The 17,077-nt window shown below is 68.6% G+C and carries 21 protein-coding genes; 13 read left to right on the top strand and 8 right to left on the bottom strand.

The genetic code is table 11. The features are described from left to right. Positions 1-2 precede the first annotated feature (2 nt). Positions 3-1,934: a prolyl oligopeptidase family serine peptidase gene (locus ACU6XJ_RS24590; protein ID WP_476316294.1), complete on the top strand. Its 1,932-nt coding sequence runs from the start codon at positions 3-5 to the stop codon at positions 1,932-1,934. Here the strand turns inward: ACU6XJ_RS24590 and ACU6XJ_RS24585 are convergent. Then, on the bottom strand, positions 1,931-2,380 hold the full coding sequence (locus tag ACU6XJ_RS24585; RefSeq protein WP_476316291.1) for an MSMEG_6728 family protein: 450 nt from the start codon (positions 2,378-2,380) through the stop codon (positions 1,931-1,933). The two genes, ACU6XJ_RS24590 and ACU6XJ_RS24585, sit on opposite strands and share 4 nt — an antisense overlap. On the opposite strand from ACU6XJ_RS24585, the gene ACU6XJ_RS24580 reads away from it, so the two are divergent. From ACU6XJ_RS24580 to ACU6XJ_RS24570, 3 genes are all read left to right on the top strand, one after another. Continuing rightward, a complete protein-coding gene (locus tag ACU6XJ_RS24580; protein WP_476316288.1) occupies positions 2,379-3,011 on the top strand; it encodes a pyridoxamine 5'-phosphate oxidase family protein in 633 nt (210 codons plus the stop codon). The genes ACU6XJ_RS24585 and ACU6XJ_RS24580 overlap by 2 nt on opposite strands. A 63-nt stretch (positions 3,012-3,074) precedes the next feature. Beyond that, positions 3,075-4,430, top strand: coding sequence for an L-lactate MFS transporter (locus ACU6XJ_RS24575; RefSeq protein ID WP_476316286.1), 1,356 nt, complete (start codon positions 3,075-3,077; stop codon positions 4,428-4,430). Further along, the gene (locus tag ACU6XJ_RS24570) at positions 4,423-4,530 is read left to right on the top strand and encodes an MFS transporter small subunit (protein WP_476316283.1); all 108 of its coding nucleotides are present in this window, start codon (positions 4,423-4,425) and stop codon (positions 4,528-4,530) included. Before ACU6XJ_RS24575 ends, ACU6XJ_RS24570 begins: the two co-directional genes overlap by 8 nt. A 42-nt stretch (positions 4,531-4,572) precedes the next feature. On the opposite strand, the gene ACU6XJ_RS24565 is transcribed toward ACU6XJ_RS24570, so the two are convergent. The 3 genes from ACU6XJ_RS24565 to ACU6XJ_RS24555 are packed head-to-tail and all read right to left on the bottom strand — an operon-like array spanning position 4,573 to position 7,198. Continuing rightward, the gene (locus ACU6XJ_RS24565) at positions 4,573-5,391 is read right to left on the bottom strand and encodes an NAD(P)H-binding protein (RefSeq protein WP_476316280.1); all 819 of its coding nucleotides are present in this window, start codon (positions 5,389-5,391) and stop codon (positions 4,573-4,575) included. 26 nt (positions 5,392-5,417) lie between these two features. Further along, the gene (locus ACU6XJ_RS24560; RefSeq protein WP_476316277.1) at positions 5,418-6,236 is read right to left on the bottom strand and encodes an ABC transporter permease; all 819 of its coding nucleotides are present in this window, start codon (positions 6,234-6,236) and stop codon (positions 5,418-5,420) included. Continuing rightward, positions 6,233-7,198, bottom strand: a complete 966-nt coding sequence (locus ACU6XJ_RS24555; RefSeq protein WP_476316274.1) for an ATP-binding cassette domain-containing protein — start codon at positions 7,196-7,198, stop codon at positions 6,233-6,235. The genes ACU6XJ_RS24560 and ACU6XJ_RS24555 overlap by 4 nt, the downstream gene beginning before the upstream one ends. Before the next feature lie 75 nt (positions 7,199-7,273). Between ACU6XJ_RS24555 and ACU6XJ_RS24550 the strand changes: the two genes are divergently transcribed. After that, entirely contained in the window at positions 7,274-8,020 is a 747-nt protein-coding gene (locus ACU6XJ_RS24550) for a TetR/AcrR family transcriptional regulator (protein WP_476316271.1), read from the top strand. Here the strand turns inward: ACU6XJ_RS24550 and ACU6XJ_RS24545 are convergent. The 3 genes from ACU6XJ_RS24545 to map are packed head-to-tail and all read right to left on the bottom strand — an operon-like array spanning position 7,998 to position 9,873. After that, complete coding sequence (locus ACU6XJ_RS24545) at positions 7,998-8,639, bottom strand: class I SAM-dependent methyltransferase (RefSeq protein WP_476316268.1); 642 nt, start codon at positions 8,637-8,639, stop codon at positions 7,998-8,000. The two genes, ACU6XJ_RS24550 and ACU6XJ_RS24545, sit on opposite strands and share 23 nt — an antisense overlap. Next, positions 8,636-9,058, bottom strand: coding sequence for a PPOX class F420-dependent oxidoreductase (locus ACU6XJ_RS24540; RefSeq protein ID WP_476318615.1), 423 nt, complete (start codon positions 9,056-9,058; stop codon positions 8,636-8,638). Before ACU6XJ_RS24540 ends, ACU6XJ_RS24545 begins: the two co-directional genes overlap by 4 nt. Before the next feature lie 47 nt (positions 9,059-9,105). Further along, complete coding sequence (map, locus tag ACU6XJ_RS24535; protein WP_476316266.1) at positions 9,106-9,873, bottom strand: type I methionyl aminopeptidase; 768 nt, start codon at positions 9,871-9,873, stop codon at positions 9,106-9,108. Positions 9,874-9,921: 48 nt separating this feature from the next. Between map and ACU6XJ_RS24530 the strand changes: the two genes are divergently transcribed. The 4 genes from ACU6XJ_RS24530 (at position 9,922) to ACU6XJ_RS24515 (ending at position 13,236) form a co-directional block, all read left to right on the top strand. After that, complete coding sequence (locus tag ACU6XJ_RS24530) at positions 9,922-10,182, top strand: helix-turn-helix domain-containing protein (protein ID WP_476316263.1); 261 nt, start codon at positions 9,922-9,924, stop codon at positions 10,180-10,182. Between the two features lie 783 nt (positions 10,183-10,965). Continuing rightward, on the top strand, positions 10,966-11,883 hold the full coding sequence (locus ACU6XJ_RS24525; protein ID WP_476316260.1) for a YVTN family beta-propeller repeat protein: 918 nt from the start codon (positions 10,966-10,968) through the stop codon (positions 11,881-11,883). 305 nt (positions 11,884-12,188) lie between these two features. Continuing rightward, the gene (locus ACU6XJ_RS24520; protein WP_476316257.1) at positions 12,189-12,635 is read left to right on the top strand and encodes an SRPBCC family protein; all 447 of its coding nucleotides are present in this window, start codon (positions 12,189-12,191) and stop codon (positions 12,633-12,635) included. Between the two features lie 43 nt (positions 12,636-12,678). Continuing rightward, complete coding sequence (locus ACU6XJ_RS24515; RefSeq protein WP_476316254.1) at positions 12,679-13,236, top strand: TIGR03086 family metal-binding protein; 558 nt, start codon at positions 12,679-12,681, stop codon at positions 13,234-13,236. Positions 13,237-13,261: 25 nt separating this feature from the next. On the opposite strand, the gene ACU6XJ_RS24510 is transcribed toward ACU6XJ_RS24515, so the two are convergent. Beyond that, positions 13,262-14,038, bottom strand: a complete 777-nt coding sequence (locus ACU6XJ_RS24510; RefSeq protein ID WP_476316251.1) for an alpha/beta fold hydrolase — start codon at positions 14,036-14,038, stop codon at positions 13,262-13,264. 130 nt (positions 14,039-14,168) lie between these two features. Here ACU6XJ_RS24510 and ACU6XJ_RS24505 point away from each other — a divergent pair, with 130 nt between their 5' ends. The 4 genes from ACU6XJ_RS24505 to ACU6XJ_RS24490 all read left to right on the top strand — a co-directional run bounded on the left by ACU6XJ_RS24505 (position 14,169) and on the right by ACU6XJ_RS24490 (position 17,013). Next, positions 14,169-14,435, top strand: a complete 267-nt coding sequence (locus ACU6XJ_RS24505) for a hypothetical protein (RefSeq protein ID WP_476316249.1) — start codon at positions 14,169-14,171, stop codon at positions 14,433-14,435. 81 nt (positions 14,436-14,516) lie between these two features. Beyond that, the gene (locus ACU6XJ_RS24500; RefSeq protein ID WP_476316246.1) at positions 14,517-15,344 is read left to right on the top strand and encodes a putative RNA methyltransferase; all 828 of its coding nucleotides are present in this window, start codon (positions 14,517-14,519) and stop codon (positions 15,342-15,344) included. A gap of 40 nt (positions 15,345-15,384) precedes the next feature. Continuing rightward, the gene (locus ACU6XJ_RS24495; protein WP_476316243.1) at positions 15,385-16,356 is read left to right on the top strand and encodes an aminoglycoside phosphotransferase family protein; all 972 of its coding nucleotides are present in this window, start codon (positions 15,385-15,387) and stop codon (positions 16,354-16,356) included. 354 nt (positions 16,357-16,710) lie between these two features. Then, positions 16,711-17,013, top strand: a complete 303-nt coding sequence (locus ACU6XJ_RS24490; RefSeq protein ID WP_476316241.1) for a hypothetical protein — start codon at positions 16,711-16,713, stop codon at positions 17,011-17,013. Positions 17,014-17,077: the final 64 nt, after the last annotated feature.

The raw sequence follows: 17,077 nt of genomic DNA, 5'->3' as shown, positions 1-17,077 counted from the left end.
GCGTGGTGAAGATCGCACCGTATGGAGCCTGGGAGTCACCTATCGGCGCCGAGCAGGTCGCCGCGGCCGGTTCCCGGCCGTTTTGGGTGGATGTAGCCGACGGACAGGTCTGGTGGACCGAGAGCCGTCCCGCCGAGGGCGGGCGACTCGCCCTGCTGCGGCACACCGAGGCAGGGACCAGCGAGGTGCTGGCCGCGCCGTGGAACGTCCGCAACCGGCTGCACGAGTACGGCGGCAGGCCGTGGACGCTGTTGGGCGGTGCGCGGTTCGCCTTCACCCACTGGGACGACCAGCGCATCTACGTCGCGGAGCCGGACGGGCAGCCCCGCCCGATCACCCCGGCACCCGCCGAACACCACGGCGTGCGCTACGGCGACCTGGTGGCCGGGCCGCAGGGCACCGAGGTGTGGTGCGTTCGGGAGACGGTGACCGGCAGCGGCCGCGCCGACGTCCGCCGCGACCTGGTGGCCGTGCCCGTCGACGGCACCGCGACGGTGCGGGTGCTGGCCGCGAGCCACCACTTCCTGACCGCCCCGAAGCTGAGCCCCGACGGCGGGCACGCGGCGTGGATCGGCTGGAATCACCCGCAGATGCCGTGGGACGGCACCGAACTCTGCGTCGCCGCCGTCGGAGACGACGGCATGCTGGGCGAGCACCGCGTGCTGACCGGCGGCGAGACCGAATCGGTCTGCCAGTTCGAATGGGCCTCCCCCGACGCGCTCTACGCCGTGACCGACCCGAGCGGCTGGTGGAACCTGCACCGCGTCGGCCTCGACGGCACCCGCACCAACCTGGCGCCGCTGGCCGAGGAGTTCGGCGGCGCGCTGTGGGTCAACGGCGCCCGGTTCTTCGTGCCGCTGGGCGGCGGCAGGCACTTGGTGAACCGCCGCGGCGGACTCGCCGTGCTGGACGAAACCGACGGCACCGTCACCAACGTGCCCGGGGTACCACCGGTGTGGCGGTTCGACCTCGGCACCGACGGCACCGTCGTGGCGGGCATCGGCATGGGCCCCACCCAGCATCCCGCGGTCTTGCGCGTGGACCTGGCGGGCGGTGACACCACCACGCTGAGCACCCGACCCGAGAGCCTGCCCGACCCGGCCTACCTGCCGACGCCGCGGGAGCTCACGGTCACCTCGCCGGACGGCGCGCAGGTGCCGGTGTTCCTGTACCCGCCGCACAATCCCGACTTCGCCGCGCCCGATGGCGAGTTGCCGCCGCTGCTGGTGCATGTGCACGGCGGCCCCACCTCGCATGTGCTGGGCACCCTGGACGCGGAGATCGTGTTCTTCACCAGCCGTGGTTTCGCCGTCGCCGCGGTCAACTACGGCGGCTCCACCGGCTACGGCAGGGCCTTCCGGGAGCGGTTGCGGGAGAACTGGGGCGTGGTGGACGTTCACGACTGCGCCGCGGTCGCCGAGTCACTGGCCGCCGACGGCGTGGTGGACGCCGAGCGGATGGCCATCCGCGGCGGCAGCGCCGGTGGCTGGACCACGGCGGCATCGCTGACCACGGTGCGGACCTACCGCTGCGGCACGGCGCAGTTCCCCATCCTGGACCTGCACGGCTGGGCCAACGGCGAAACCCACGACTTCGAGTCCCGCTACCTGGACAGCCTGGTCGGCCCCCTCCCGGAGACCCGGCAGCGCTACCTCGACCGTTCGCCCAGCAACCGGGTGGACAAGCTGGCCGGTCCGATCCTGCTGCTGCAGGGCCTCGAGGACGAGATCTGCCCCGCCGAGCAGACCGAGCGGTTCGTCAAAGCGTTGGACGGCACCGGCATCCAGCACGCCTACGTGCCATTCGAAGGCGAACAACACGGGTTCCGGCGCGCGGAGAACATCATCGCCGCGCTGCAGGCGGAACTGTCCTTCTACGCCCAGATCCTCGGCTTCGACGCACCCGGTGTGCCGCGGCTGGAGCTGCGGTCCTAGCGGTCGGAGGACGGCCACACATACGGCAGGTCGTCGGGGTGCTCGTCGCCGAAGACCGGCCGGTAGAAGGCGGGGTCCTTGCGCAGCAGCGCCGAGCGGTGGCTGCGGTGCAGCGCCTCGTCACCCAGCCACGGCGGCAGTTCGCCCGCCGCCGCCAGTTCGGCCTGGCTGCGCGGGGTGAGGCCGACCTCGGCGGTCATGCTGACCGCGCAGGTGTCGGCGCGGCCGGTCGCGGTCCAGGTGCGGCAGACCTCCAGCCCATAGCGGACCAGGGCCTCCGGGTAGCCGGTCCACATCTTCGCGGCCGGGTGGTGGCGCCAGCCGTACCCGGGGACGGTGAGCGCGCGCAGCACCTGGAGGGTCTCCACGCGCTGCTTGCCCAGCCGCCGCGGATCGAGGACGGCGGCGCTGGCGGCGAAGTCGGGGTAGGGCAGGAAGGTCTGCATGTGTCGTTGTTCACCGGCTCCGCGGCAGGCCCGGTCCGTAGGGTCGAGCCATGGGGAAGGTGTACGAGCGGATCGACGGGCGGCTTCGGGAGTTCATCGAGGCACAGCCCCTTTCTTTGTCGCCACCGCACCGCTGACCGGGGATGGGCACGTCAATCTCTCCCCCAAGGGTCGCTCGGGAACGCTGGTCGTGCTCGATGAGCTGACCGTGGCCTACCTGGACTTCGGCGGCAGCCACGCCGAGACCATCGCGCACCTGCGGGAGAACGGGCGGATCACCGTCATGTGGTGCGCCTTCGACGGGCCGCCCAGGATCGTGCGGGTACACGGCACCGGAGAGCCGGTGTTCCGCGACGACCCGCGCTGGGCGGAGTTGGTCGGACGCTTCGGCGACGCCGACGGACCCGCCCTTCGGGCGGTGATCGTGGTGCGGGCGAAGCTGGTCAGCGACACCTGCGGGTACGCGGTGCCGCTGATGGACTACCGGGCGGACCGGACGATCCACGCGCAGTATTTCGGGAAGAAGACCGATGAGCAGTTCGCCGAGTACTGCGAGTCGAAAAGCCACAACGCCGTGAGCATCGACGGGCTGCCCGCGTTGCCGCTGCCCCTTCCACCCCGCAGAAACTAGCTGGTGGACAATCCCCTCCGCTGTGGTGAACTCGTCTCTTCGCACAGCAGGGGGAGGTACTGGATGGACGGTTTTCTCGGCCGGTCCCGCATCGTCGCACCGCCGGGCTGGAGCCGGTGGCTGGTGCCGCCCGCCGCCCTGTCGGTGCACCTGGCCATCGGGCAGGCCTACGCGTGGAGCGTGTTCAAACCGCCGCTGGAAGGTTCCCTGGGCCTGTCCGGGACGGCCAGCGCGCTGCCGTTCCAATTGGGCATCGTCATGTTGGGCCTGTCCGCTGCCTTCGGTGGGCCGCTGGTGGAACGCAACGGACCCCGCTGGGCGATGTTCGTCTCCACCGTCTGCTTCTGCTCAGGCTTCCTGCTCGCCGCGCTGGGCGTCTACACCGCCCAGTACTGGCTGGTCGTACTCGGCTACGGCTTCGTCGGCGGCATCGGCCTGGGCATCGGCTACATCTCCCCGGTGTCCACGCTGATCAAGTGGTTCCCGGACCGGCCCGGCATGGCCACCGGCATCGCCATCATGGGCTTCGGCGGCGGCGCGTTGATCGCCTCCCCCTGGTCGGCGGCGATGCTGGAGGGCTTCGGCCGCGACACCACCGGCATCGCCAAGACCTTCCTGGTGCACGGCCTGGCGTATGCGGTGTTCATGTCGGTGGGGGTGCTGCTGGTCCGGGTGCCCGCCGACGGCTGGCGACCCGCCGGGTGGCAACCGGTGACACGCACGGCCCGGCTGATCACCACCGCGAACGTCTCGGCCCGCAACGCGATCCGCACCCCGCAGTTCTGGTGCCTGTGGGTGGTGCTGTGCTTCAACGTGACCGCGGGCATCGGCATCCTGGAGAAAGCCGCGCCCATGATCAGGGACTTCTTCGCGGGCACCACCGCCGCCGTCGGCGTCGCGGCCGCCGCGGGGTTCGTTGCGCTGCTGTCGCTGACCAACATGATCGGCCGGTTCGTGTGGTCGTCGGCCTCCGATGTCATCGGGCGCAAGAACATCTACCGCGTGTACCTGGGCGTCGGCGCGCTGCTCTACCTGGCGATCGCCCTGCTGGGCAGCACCTCCAAACCGCTGTTCGTGGTGTGCGCCATGGTGATCCTGTCCTTCTACGGCGGTGGTTTCGCCACCGTCCCCGCCTACCTCAAGGACCTGTTCGGCACCTACCAGGTCGGCGCCATCCACGGCCGCCTGCTCACCGCGTGGTCACTCGCGGGTGTCCTCGGGCCGCTGATCGTCAACGCGGTCGCCGACGCGGAGAAGGCCGCGGGCAAGACCGGGCCCGCGCTCTACACCAACTCCCTCTACATCGTCACCGCGCTGCTGGTCGTCGGCTTTATCGCCAACGAACTGGTGCGACCGGTGCACGAACGCTTCCACGAACCCGCACCGAAGCCCGCCCTGAGCGGAGGCGCCCATGTCTGACCGTGCGTTGATGGTCTTCGCCTGGCTGTGGGTGGGCCTCCCCTTCGCCTACGGCCTGTACCAGCTGATCACCCGCGTGACGCAGCTGTTCACGAACTGAAAGCCCGGTGGGCGGCGGCAGCGCCACCCACCGGGCCTTCTCCTAGCGGAACATCGTCACGTTGTCCCGCGCCCACCGCGCGAAGCCGTGGGCCGGGCGCCCGAGGACCTCCGCGACCGTGGTCGTGGGTGCGGGCGGGTCGGTGGCCCAGCGGACGAAGTAGCCCATGATGTGGTCGACCGCCCAGTCCGGGATGCCCAGGGCCATCAACTCCTGGCGTTCCTCGTCGTGGCTCACCTGCTCGACCCGCAACGGCGCGCCCAGCGCCGCCCCGATCGCGGCGACCTGCTCCCGGTGAGTGATGGGCTCCGGGCCGGTGAGCGTGTAGGCCTTGCCCTGGTGTCCGTCCTCGGTCAGCGCCGCGACCCCCACCGCGGCGATGTCCTCCTCGTGCACCGGAACGCCCGCCACATCCGGGTAGGCCAGGCGGACCACGCCCGCCTTCACCCCCGGCGCCCACATGCCCTTGTTGCCCGCGAACTCACCGGGCCGCAGATGCGTCCACTCCAGACCCGACTGCTCCACCGCCTCCTCCACCGCGCGGTGCTCGGCGGTGTCGGTGCCCCTGGTGACGGCGTCGGAGGACAGCGTCACCACCCTCCGCACCCCGGCCGCCTTGGCCACCGCCACGACCTCCTCGGCTGTGCCGAAGGCGGGGAACAGGTACAGCCTGTCCACTCCGGACAGCGCCTGCGTCAGGCTCTCCGGAGCTTCGAGGTCACCCCGCACCACCTCGACACCGGAGGGCAGGCGGGCCGCCTCCGGATTGCGGGAGGTCGCCCGCACCTTCTCGCCCTTGGCCACAAGCTGGTCGACCACTCGGCGGCCGACCGAGCCCGTTGCCCCGGTTACCAGAATCAAACTTCTCTCCTTCATCGTTGGACGGATCAGCGGCTGAGCCGCTGATAGCGACGGATCGACAGCGGCATGAAGATCGCCACCAGCAGCGCGGGCCACAGCAGCGCCATCAGCATCGAGTTCTGCGCCACCCAGGAATCGCCGCCGAACCCCGGATTGCCGAACAGCTCCCGCGCCGCGGACACCGTGGCCGACAGCGGGTTCCACTCGGCGATGGTGCCCAGCCAGCCCGGCATCTGCTCCGGCGCGGCGAAGGTGTTGGCGAGCATCGTGATCGGGAACAGCAGGCCGTACATGTTGTTGGCCGTCTCCGGGCTCGGCGAGACGAGCCCGAGGTAGATGCCCACCCAGATGAACGCGAACCGCAGCAGCAACAGCAACAGGAACGCGGCCAACGCCGAACCGAGACCGTGGTGGAACCGCCAACCCACCGCGAGCCCGCACAGCACCAGCACGAGCAGGTCCAGCACCGAGTTGATCATGTCGGCCACGCTGCGGCCCGCCACCACCGCCGAGGGCGCCATCGGCATCGACCGGAACCGGTCGGTCACCCCACGCGCGGTGTCGGTGACCACCCCGACCATGGTGTTGCCGATGCCGAACATCATGGCCATGCCGAACATGCCCGGCATGAGGAACTCGCGGTAGTCGCCGCCGCCGTGCACGACCATGGCGCTGCCGAAGATGAACCCGTACATCACCACCATGACGATCGGGAAACCCAGCGCCCACACCACCCGCGCCGGTTCCCGCACCCAGTGCAGCAGGTCGCGGTAGGCGATCGTCCAGGTGTCGGCCAATGCCCACCGGAGCTTCGACGCACCCCGTGGTGCCGCGATGGTGGTCATGCCGCCACCTCCGCCTCGGCGTCGTCGGCGCGGTGACCGGTGAGGTTGAGGAACACCTCATCCAGGGTGGGTCTGCGCAGCCCGATGTCCTGCACCGCGATCTCCGCCGCGTTCAGCGCGGCGAGCACCTCGGCCAGGGTGGACACCAGGTCCTGCACCGGCGCGCTGACCGTGTGGGTGTCGGCGTCGGTCTCCGGTTCGGCGGCGCAGACCCGGCGCAGCACCGCCGCCGCGGTCTCCAGGTCGGCGGCGCGGTAGAGCTGCACGTCGATGCGGTTGCCGTGCAGCTTGGACTTCAGTTGCGCCGGGCTGCCCTCGGCGATCACCTTCCCGTGGTCGATCACCGAGATGTGGTCGGCCAACCGGTCGACCTCGTCGAGGTAATGCGAGGTGAGCACCACCGTGGTGCCGCCGGAGACCAGCGCGCAGACCGACTCCCACACCTCGTTGCGGTGCCGAGGGTCGAGCCCGGTGGTGGGTTCGTCCAGGAACAGCACCTGCGGGGCCATGATGAACCCGGCGGCCAGGTCCAGGCGCCGCCGCATGCCACCGGAGTAGGTCTTGAGCTTCTTGCCCGCCGCGTCGACGAGGTTGAACTGCGCCAGCAGTTCCTCGGCGCGACGGCGGGCGCCGCGGGCACCGAGGTGGTAGAGCCTGCCGAACATCACGAGGTTCTCCCTGCCGGTGAGCGCCTCGTCCACCGCCGGGCTCTGCCCGGTCAGCCCGATGCGGAACCGCACCTCCGCGGCGTGCCGCGCGACGTCGAGACCCGCCACCTCGGCCCGGCCGCCGTCGGCGCGCAGCAGCGTGCTCAGGATGCGCACCGCCGTCGTCTTGCCCGCACCGTTGGGCCCCAGCAGCCCGCAGACGGTGCCCGTTGGCACCGCCAGGTCGAGTCCGTCCAGTGCCTTGGTCTTGCCGAACCGCTTGCGCAGGTCTTCGGCAAGTACCGCGTACTCCATCCGATCCCCCTTCCCCAAAACAACTGAGTACACTGTACCACGTACAGCGCACGCAGTTATATCATGAGGACCACCATGACTGACAACAGCGGGAACACCGACGCCGAGAAGCGCGCCATGGAGCTGCTGTGGCGCCCGAGGGAACCGGCGACCCGCGGCCCCAAACCCGGCTTGGACCTCGCGCGGATCGTGCGCGCGTCGATCGAGATCGCCGACAGCGAGGGAGTCGACGGCCTGTCCATGCGCCGCGTCGCGGACAAACTCGGCGTCGGCACCATGACGCTGTACCGCTACGTGCCGGGAAAGACCGAACTGGTCGGCGCCATGCTCGATACCGTCGCCACCGAACTGACCTTCGAGGACTCGGGCACCTGGCGTGAACGCCTGGAATCCTTCGCCCGCCAGCAGTGGGACCAGTACCACCGCCACCCCTGGATGCTGTCCGTGGACACCGGTCGCCGCAGGCTGCTCGGCCCCAACGAACTGGCCTGCTACGACGCGCTGCTCACCGCGACCAAGGCCACGGGCCTGCCGCCCGCCCAGGTGGTCCCCCTGGCCAGCGTCGTCACCGGCTACATCCAAGGCGCGGCTCGCGAGGCCGTGGAGGCCACCCAGACCGAGAAGAAAACCGGCATCTCCGACGACCAGTGGTGGGGCGACCGGATGTGGTACTGGGACCAGGTCGTCGACGTGGTCTACCCGACGTTGACCGAGATGTGGGAGAGCGGCGCGTTCGACGAGTTCGTGAACAACTTCGAGTTCGGCCTGCAACGCGTCCTGGACGGCATCGACGCCTTCGTCACGAAGGCTTCCGCAGAGTGACCCGCCACAACCTGCGCGGCAACGCGCCCTCCTCGCAGTCGGCGATCTCCACCAACTCCGTGCCCGCCGACAGCCGGTCCACCAGCGCCCGGTCGAAGAAGTGCACCACGAACCCGCCGCTCTCCCACCGGTCGTCCCCGTGGTCGACGCCGACACCGAAATGGGCATCCCCGGTGTGCCGCACCGCGTAGACATGCCAGCCACCCGGCCGCAGCACCCTGGTGATCTCCGCCGAGATCGCCTCCAACTGCGCCGTGCTCAGATCCATGCACAGCAGCATGTGCGAATACACCGCGTCCACACTCGCATCCGGCAACGGGATCGGCTCGCGGATATCGTGCCGCGCCACCGTCAGCCCGCCCTCGAGCCCCTCCGCCGCGGCCCGCACCCGGATCGCCTCCAGCCCCTCGGCGACATAGTCGGTGGCCTGCACGCTCAACCCCGCGCGCAGGAACGGCAGCGTGTCCCGACCCTGACCGGCCCCGAGTTCCAGCACACCGCGGACACCGCGGGCGGCGAACAGTTCGATGGCGTGGCTCGCGGCCGCGCTGGGCGCGAGCCCGTACATGTCGGGGTTGTCCCGGTAGATACCCCGCCAGTGCTCGCGCTGGTCGCTCATCCCCCGGCGGACCAGCCGTAAACGCGTTCCAGCCGCACACGCACGACCAGCCGCTTCTCCGAGATCATGGCCGCGCGGTACTCGTCCCAGTCCGGGTGCTCCCCCGCGATCGACCGGTACAGCGCCACCAATTCCTCCGCGGCCGCATCCCGCGGATCGGTGGTCACCGCCGACAACTCGGCGGTGCCTTCCCCGACCGCGTAGGTCCAGAAGTCCGCCGACGTCACATACAGACTCGCCCGCGGATCACGCCGCAGGTTGCGCACCTTGACCCGGTCCTCGGTCGTGGACACCCGCACGGTGTCCCCGTCCACCGCGTAGGACACGTTGGACAGTTGCGGCCGCCCGTCCCGCTTCAGAGCCACCAGCACCCCGCGGTTGCTCTCGTGGATCAGCGTCCACAGCGCCTCGTCACCCATCGCCGCCTCTTCTCCCTCGATGCTCCCGCCCCATCCTGGCACCGATGTCAGGGCAGCGTGAGAATCGCCGGACCCGCCTCGGTGATCGCCACGGTGTGCTCGAAGTGCGCCGCCCGGCTGCGGTCCACGGTGCGCAGCGACCAGCCGTCCGGCTCGGTGATGAACACGTCGAAGCCGCCCGCGATGAACATCGGCTCGATCGCCACCACCAGGCCGGGACGCAGCCGCATCCCCTTGCCGGGCGTGCCCTCGTTGGGAACTGGCGGGTCCTCGTGCAGTGCGCGGCCGATGCCGTGGCCGCCGAAGCTGTGCGGGATGCCGTAGCCGCGGGACCGCCCCACCGCGGCGATCGCGGCGGAGATGTCGCCGATCCTGGCGTCCACCGTGGCCGCCGCGATGCCCGCCTCCAGCCCCAGTCGCGTGTTGTCGATGAGCTCCAGATCGTTCTCGTCCACGGCACCGATGGGGAAGGTGATCGCGGAGTCCCCGTGCCATCCGTCGAGTTCCACGCCGCAGTCCACGCTGAGCAGGTCGCCCTCACGCAGCCGGTACGGGCCGGGCGGCCCGTGCACGATGACTTCGTTGACCGAGGTGCAGATGACTCCGGTGAACGGCGTGTCCGCGAAACTCGGCTGGTAGCCGAGGAACGAGGGCTTGCCGCCTGCCTCCCGCATCACCGAGTGCGCCACCTCGTCGAGTTCTCGCAGCGACACGCCCGGCGCCGCCGCCCGCCGTGCGGCGGCCAAGGCGTTGGCCACCACCCGGCCCGCCTCACGCATGGCGACCAGTTCGGCCTCGGTTTTCAGCTCGACCACGAAGTGCCCCTCCTGCCCAATTCTTATACCGGTATTAGTATCACAGGCATGGTGAGGCCTCCACTGAGCATGCTGGACCGGGAACGGGGCGAACGGCTGGGCGCCATCCTGCGCACCGCCCGGGGTGAACGGAGCATGGTGCAGATCGCCACCGCCGCAGGCATGTCGGCCGAGACCCTCCGCAAGATCGAGACAGGTCGGATCGCCACCCCCGCGTTCTTCACCATCAGCGCCCTGGCAGGCGTACTGGGGCTCTCCCTGGACGAACTGGCCGGACACTGCGAGACACCGGGATCGATGTCGGCCTGAGACACCCGGTCCGGCCGAGCAGCACTCGATCGAGGAACCGGACCCACTCCCCCACCGCAACGCGTGATCTTGCATCAACGGGTCGGGCAATTGCCGGTCAGCCACATGCTGCAAGCTCAATCGATCATGGCTATCCACTGCACCGTCACGGATGCGGCCCCACATTCAAACCCGACCGCGAGGCTGTGAGCCGGTGACCCCCGCGCTCCGGGCGAGCGACCTCCACCACGCCTACGGCAGACGATCCGTCCTGCGTGGCCTCGGCTTCCACCTGCACGCAGGCTCCGGGGTGGGAATCGAGATGATCTTCCGGTCACGGACGGTTCGCCTCTTGGTGGTAACGCTGAGAGCTCAGTCCTACGGTTCGGTGTTACCCGGCGTGGACATGGAGTGGGTGGCGGGGTCCACACGGACATGTGGTTTGGATCGATGAAAGCCGATCCGAGCCTAGCGCTCAATCACGGAGCTCAGGGTAAGAACTGCGGACCGTTACAGCGTGAATAGCGCAAACGGTTCCCGGTAGCACTCGTTCGTGATTTCATCTGGTATGCGCTTTCCAGCAACTTATCCCCTTTAGGGTTTTCGGACTGTTGCTCCCGCAACTACGGCCTATTGTGATTCCGCAGTGACCCAATCATGACCCACTTGTTACCACCGCACGTGGGCTGGCCGAAATGACCCCGACTGCATTTCGGTCCGCCGCCCCGGTCGAGGAGTTGAGAGCACATGTTGGCATGCCGGAAAGCACTGTTCCTGGGGGTTGTACTCGGCTTGCTGGCAGCCATGACCTGGTCGTACCCTGCGGCCATCGCCGAACGCTGGCCGGACAGGATCAAAGTGTTCGTGGCGAACAGCGGTTCGAACAACGTTTCTGTCTATACACCTCGACTGGGCCAAGTTGTGGCCACGATTCCGGTCGGGAAATATCCGACCGGAGTGGGATTGTCGCGTTGCGGGAACAGTGTTTATGTCGCCAATGAATCCTCCAACACGGTTTCGGTGATCGACATCCGCAGTTCCTCGGTCGTGGCGACCGTGCCGGTCGGCGCCAATCCCTTCGGCGCGACGGCCAATGGCAGCAACGCCTACGTGACCAACAACGGCTCGGACACGGTCACCGTGATTGACGTGGCAAGCAACGAGCCGGTGGGGACGATCCCGGTCGGGCGGCTGCCACATACCCCGATGGTGACCCCCGACGGCCAATACGTCTACGTCACCAACAGCGGCTCGGCCAACGTGACCGTCATCGACACCTCGACCAACGAACCGACCGAGACGATCCCCGTCGGCCAGTCCCCCTCGGGGATCGCCATCAACCACGAGGGCGACAAGGCCTATGTCTCCAACAGCGGGGATAACACGATCACCGTGATCGACATTCCGAGCAACGAACCGACCGAGACCATCCAGGTGGGGTCCGGCCCGCTCGGTGTGTCGATCACACCGGACGGCTTCGGCTATGTGGCCAACACCCTGGAGGACACCGTGTCGGTGATCGACGACGACGCGGAAGGCACGCTGGCCAACGTCGCCGCGGGCGACCAACCGGAGGGTTCGGCCGCGGCCCCCGACAACAGCTTCGTCTACATCACCAACACGTCCAGCAACAGCATGACCATCATCGACGCCAAGACGAACAACCCCGTCAACACCGTCGCGGTCGGCAGCAAACCGGAGGGCGTGGCCGTGTCCTGCTGAACCTGTTCGGGCACTCCCCTGTCCACGTCCCCGTCCGCCGCGAACCCGGCGCTCCAGCTGTCGCTCGCCCTCAAGGCCGATCTTTTGACTTGTTCGCTCACTTAGTCAACGGTGACCAGTTAAATTCAGTTAACACTGAAGTAATAGAAGCAATAAATCAGCAGGGCGGCGTGCCTTGTGCCGTGGTCCGCGCAAGTGATCCATCACTGACTCAGCCAGGTGATAGATCCCCACATTGGGGATGTCTCCAACGTGAGCGTGTGAGAAATGCCATTCTGGACACTTCCGCAGGGAAGGAGATCCTCATGGCGATCGACGTACGTGCCGAACGCGTGATCAAACAGCCTGTCGACAAGGTCGCGGAGTACGCGATGGACTGGCGACACGACCACGAGTGGACCCAGGGGATCACCGAGGCCAGCCTCACCAGGGAGTCCGAGACCGGCGGGTTCGGTGAGGGCGCCGAGGTCACCAGAACGGCCTACTTCATGAACAAGCGCATCGACTACGTGCTCAAGGTGACCCGCTACGAGCCCACCCACCTGCTGGACATGGAATCGGTGGCGGGCCCGATGGACATGCACGTGACCTACAGCTTCGAACCGCACCCCGACGGCACGCTCGCCACGATCCGCGTGCAGGGCGAGAGCAGCGGCTACTACCGGGTCGCCGGGCCGCTGATGGGCATGATGGTCCGCGCGAACCTCGGCAAGGACCTGCGCGATCTGGAGAAGCGTTTGCAGGACCAATAAATGTCGATGGGTGCGGGCAGGCTGGTCGCCAAGGAGGTACCGGATGAACGTCCTTGATTCCTTCGACCGCATCAGCGACGAACAGTCGAAGATCCTCGACCAACTCACCCCCGCCCACTACGACCTGCCGACCCCGTGCACGCAGTGGTCGGTCCGGCAGCTGATCAACCACTTCGTGGTGATCAACCTGCTCTACGCCGAGTTCGCGGAACGCCGCGAGCCGATCGACCGGGACGCGGACTACCTCGGTGGGAATCCCACCGAGGCGGTCCGCTCCTCGGTGGCCGCGGCGCGCCGCGCCTTCCACCGGCCAGGGCTGCTGACCGAGGAGTTCCAGGCACCCTGGGGACCAGTCAGCGGCGAGGACATGGTCCAGCACGTGGTCAACGAGCAGCTTATCCACACCTGGGACCTGGCCAAGGCCACCGGCCGGTCCACCGACATCGCACCGGACCTGGCGGAGCATTCGCTGGCGGTGTGGAAGAAGTGGATCGACGACGTCCCGCGCACCGAGAACGTGCCCATCGACCCCGAACAGCCCGCACCCGCGAACGCCACCGCGGCCGACCGCATCGCGGCATACCTTGGACGGCGGGTCTGACTGCCCCGGGTGCGGGTGGCGCGCGTCAGAGATCGGCGAGAAAATCGGCGATGGCGGCAGCGTAGCCCTCCGGGTCGTCGGTGTGCAGCCAGTGGCCGCAGCCGGAGAACTCTCGCATCACCGTTCGGTGACGCCGATCCGCCATGCCGCGGGCCAAATCGGTGGGCAGGATGGGGCTGTCGGTGCCGTGCAACAGCAGAGCCGGGCAGGACGAGCCCAGCCATTCGGTCCACCAGTCGCCGAGCAAAGCGCGTTGTGAGGCCATCAGGTCGTCGTAGTCGAACAGGAAGCCCCAGCCGTCCTCCCGCCGCACCGCGCTGGCCGCGAAGTAGTCGGCGGCCGTCCCGACGGTCCGGGCCAGGTGTGCCCGCAGGTCCGGTTCGCCGGGAAAGCGTCGCGGCCAGCCGGTCACGTCGAGGATGGGCGGCGCCACCACGGCCGGTCCCTCTTCGACGATCAGTGCGCGGACCAGCCGCGGATAACGCGCGGCCACCAGTTGGGCGATGACGCCGCCCATGGAATGGCCGAGCAGCACGGCGGGTACGAGTCCCAGCTGCCGGAGGAATTCGACCGCGTCCTCCACATAGGCGGACGGCGTGAATTCGCCGCCGTGTTCGGAACGGCCGTGTCCCCGCTGGTCCAACGCGACCAGCCGATAACGGTTCCCCAACGCGGTCGCCAACGGCGCGAATTGGGCGGCGCGTCCGAAATGCCCGTGCAAGGCGAGGACGGGCGGCCCATCGCCACCGGTGTCCGTGAAGGAGAAGACCCGGCCGGACAGGGTGAGCTGCGACTCATTCATAAGGCCACCGTAAACACCGGTAACCATGCCGGAGCAGCGTCGTTGGTAGGACACAGTGTCTCACTGGAGAAGCCGGCGGGAGCCCGGCGGACCCGACCTCATGTACGAGGGCACACGGTAGGGAGCAGCCATGGGCCCGCTGATGAACGACAGTTCTCCGTGGTTTGTATCGGAGGACGACGGCAGCTACGGGCGGCACGCCGATGACGGCAGCGGTCGCATCCCGGTCGGCGCGCTGATCGGGGAACCCCCTCGCCGCGCGCTGCCCGCGCATTCCGCGGAACCCGACGACTGGTTCCCGGCGCATTCCGTCACGCTGCCCGCGAACGAATCGAATTTCTTCCTCGCCGACCCGCTGTGGGGCGAGAGCAGCGGTCGCCACGCGTACCGAGCCTGAACACGTCGCCGAACGGCAGTGGTGCCCGGCACCCCGATCGCGGGGCACCACTACTGTGAGGGCTTCGTCAACGGAGGTCCGGTGCTCGCAGCAGCTCAGCGGTTTCTGGCCTGCCCGCTCTGCTCGGAGGGCCTGGAACAGGCGAGCGGGAGCATGCGGTGCGCCCGAGGCCACGTCTTCGACATCGCCCGCCAAGGCTATGTGAGCCTGCTGGCAGGCAACGCCGCCCTGGGCACGGCGGACACCGCCGCCATGGTGGCCGCCAGGGCAGACTTCCTGGACGCGGGCCACTACGCACCCATCGCCGCGGACCTCGCCGCCCGCGTCGCCGCGGTTCCCGGTGAGGGCTGCGCCGTCGACCTGGGCGCAGGCCCCGGCTACTACCTCGCCGCCGCGCTGGAACCCACACGGCGCGTAGGCCTGGCCCTGGATTTGTCCAAGTACGCCGCCCGCCGAGCCGCCAAGGCCCATCCCCGGATGGCGGCGGTGGTGTGCGACGCGTGGTCCCGCCTGCCGGTCCGCTCGGACGCCGCCGACGTGGTGTTGAACGTGTTCGCCCCCCGCAACCCGCCCGAACTCGCCCGCGTCCTGCGCCCCGGCGGCAGGCTGCTGGTCGTGACCCCTGCCCCGGAACATCTCGGCGGGCTGGTGTCGGCGCTGGGCCTGCTGCGGGTGGACGAGGACAAACAGCAGCGCCTTGACGAGAAACTGAGCGCCCACTTCACCCTGGCCGACCGCACCACCCGCGAGTTCACCATGCGGCTGGACCACGCCGCGATCACCGCTGCCGTCGCGATGGGCCCCAGCGCCTGGCACATCGGCAGCCAGGCTTTGGCCGAGCGCATCGCCACCCTTCCCGCCACCACATCCGTGGTGGCCTCGGTGGACATCGGCGAATACGTCGCTTGATCGCACCGAAATTCGGTGGAGGGCGTCGGCGGCGGGTGTGATGATCGCGCCGTACGCCATGGTCAAGGAGCTGCGAGTGTCGTGGAGTGACAGGTCTTCGGACGAGGTGACGATCACCGTCGCGGTGGTGCGCCGCCTGATCGCGGAGCAGTGCCCACAGTGGGCAGACCTGCCGGTGGTGGCCTCGGCCAAGCAGGGCGTGGACAACGCCACCTACCGCTTGGGCGAGGACATGCTGGTGCGCCTGCCCCGGTTCTCCCGCTGGGAGGGCCAGGTGCACCGCGAACAGCACTGGCTGCCCCGGTTGGCGCCGCGACTCCCGCTGGCCGTCCCGGTCCCGCTGGCCATGGGTGTGCCGTCCGAGGCGTTCCCGTTCCCGTGGTCGGTCTACCGCTGGCTACCCGGCGAACAGGCCACCCCGGACGTGCTGACCGACCAGCACCAGGCCGCCATCGACCTCGCCGAGTTCCTCGCCGCCCTCCAGCGAATCGACCCCACTGACGGCCCACCACCCGAGTGGAGCAACGGCTTCCGAGGGGTCGCCCTCGACGACGACCGTGACTCCCCCGTCGTGAGGCCGCGCCTGCGGTCCAGAATCGCCGCGCTGAAAGGCCAGGTCGACACCGACGCCCTCACCGACGTCTGGGAGTCCGCGCTCGCGGCCCCGCCATGGGACGGCCCGCCGGTGTGGATCCACGGCGACCCCGCCCCCGGCAACCTGCTGGCCACGAACGGCAGGCTCTCAGCCGCCATCGATTTCGGTACCTGCGCGGTGGGCGACCCGGCCTGCGACCTGATCGCCGCCTGGACCTTCCTCACCCCCGAGTCCCGCAAGACCTTCCGCGCAGCGCTAGCCATCGACGACGCCACTTGGTCCCGCGGCCGCGCCTGGGCACTCACCGCCCTGCTCCCCTCCCCCGACCTACCCGCCACCAACCCGGCTCAAGCCGCCGCGTCCCACCAACGCCTCGCCGACCTGGTGGCCGATTTCATCCACCAACGCCCGGGCTGAAATCCAGTCGCACGGACGGCATTACCCGACTGACCTTCGGATTTCCTCGATCGGCTGAATCCACCAGGTTTCCTAATCTCAGTCTGCTCGTGTCGATTTCCTCACCTTCGTCCGCGACAGTGAGTGCGCGATCACCTTGCGTGAAGGGAAATCATGGACGGTCAGGTACCTCACGAACCGGCTTATCCTCCGTACCCCGCTCCACCTGTGCAGGGAAAGAAGCGGCCCAATTGGCTCATTCCTGTCCTCGTGGCAGGGACCGCGGGTTTCCTGGCGGTCGCTCTGGTCGCCGGCTACATCGCGTTCAGGTTGATGTCGCCAAACGAGTTCGAACTCCGCGGAGCCCTATTCCTGATGAGAGGCTCGACCACCTATGTCACCTCGGGCGAAGGCGAGTGCGAGGGGTACGGCGGCTACTCCGACATCCACGCCGGAACGTCCGTGACGGTGTACGACGAGGAGGGCAAGGTCCTCGCACTCGGCGAGCTTGGACCGGGTGCGGGCAGGAGCAGCCCGTGTGTTTTCGCGTTCCGGATCTCGGGCGTACCCGGTGATGCCAAGGTCTACCAGGTGGAGGCCTCTCACCGCGGCAAGGTCAAGTACAGCCCGGAAGAAGCCCATAAGGGCGGGCTCACCCTCACCCTCGGCAAGCTTTGATCACGTCAAAGGCGGCGATTGACGGCGAGACCCTTCGCGCCTGCGGTCGCAGGAGTTGACCAAT

The organism is Actinorectispora metalli, from assembly GCF_056323685.1.
The sequence above is the reverse complement of the archived record's forward strand: the minus strand, read 5'-3'. Positions and strand labels throughout refer to the sequence as shown.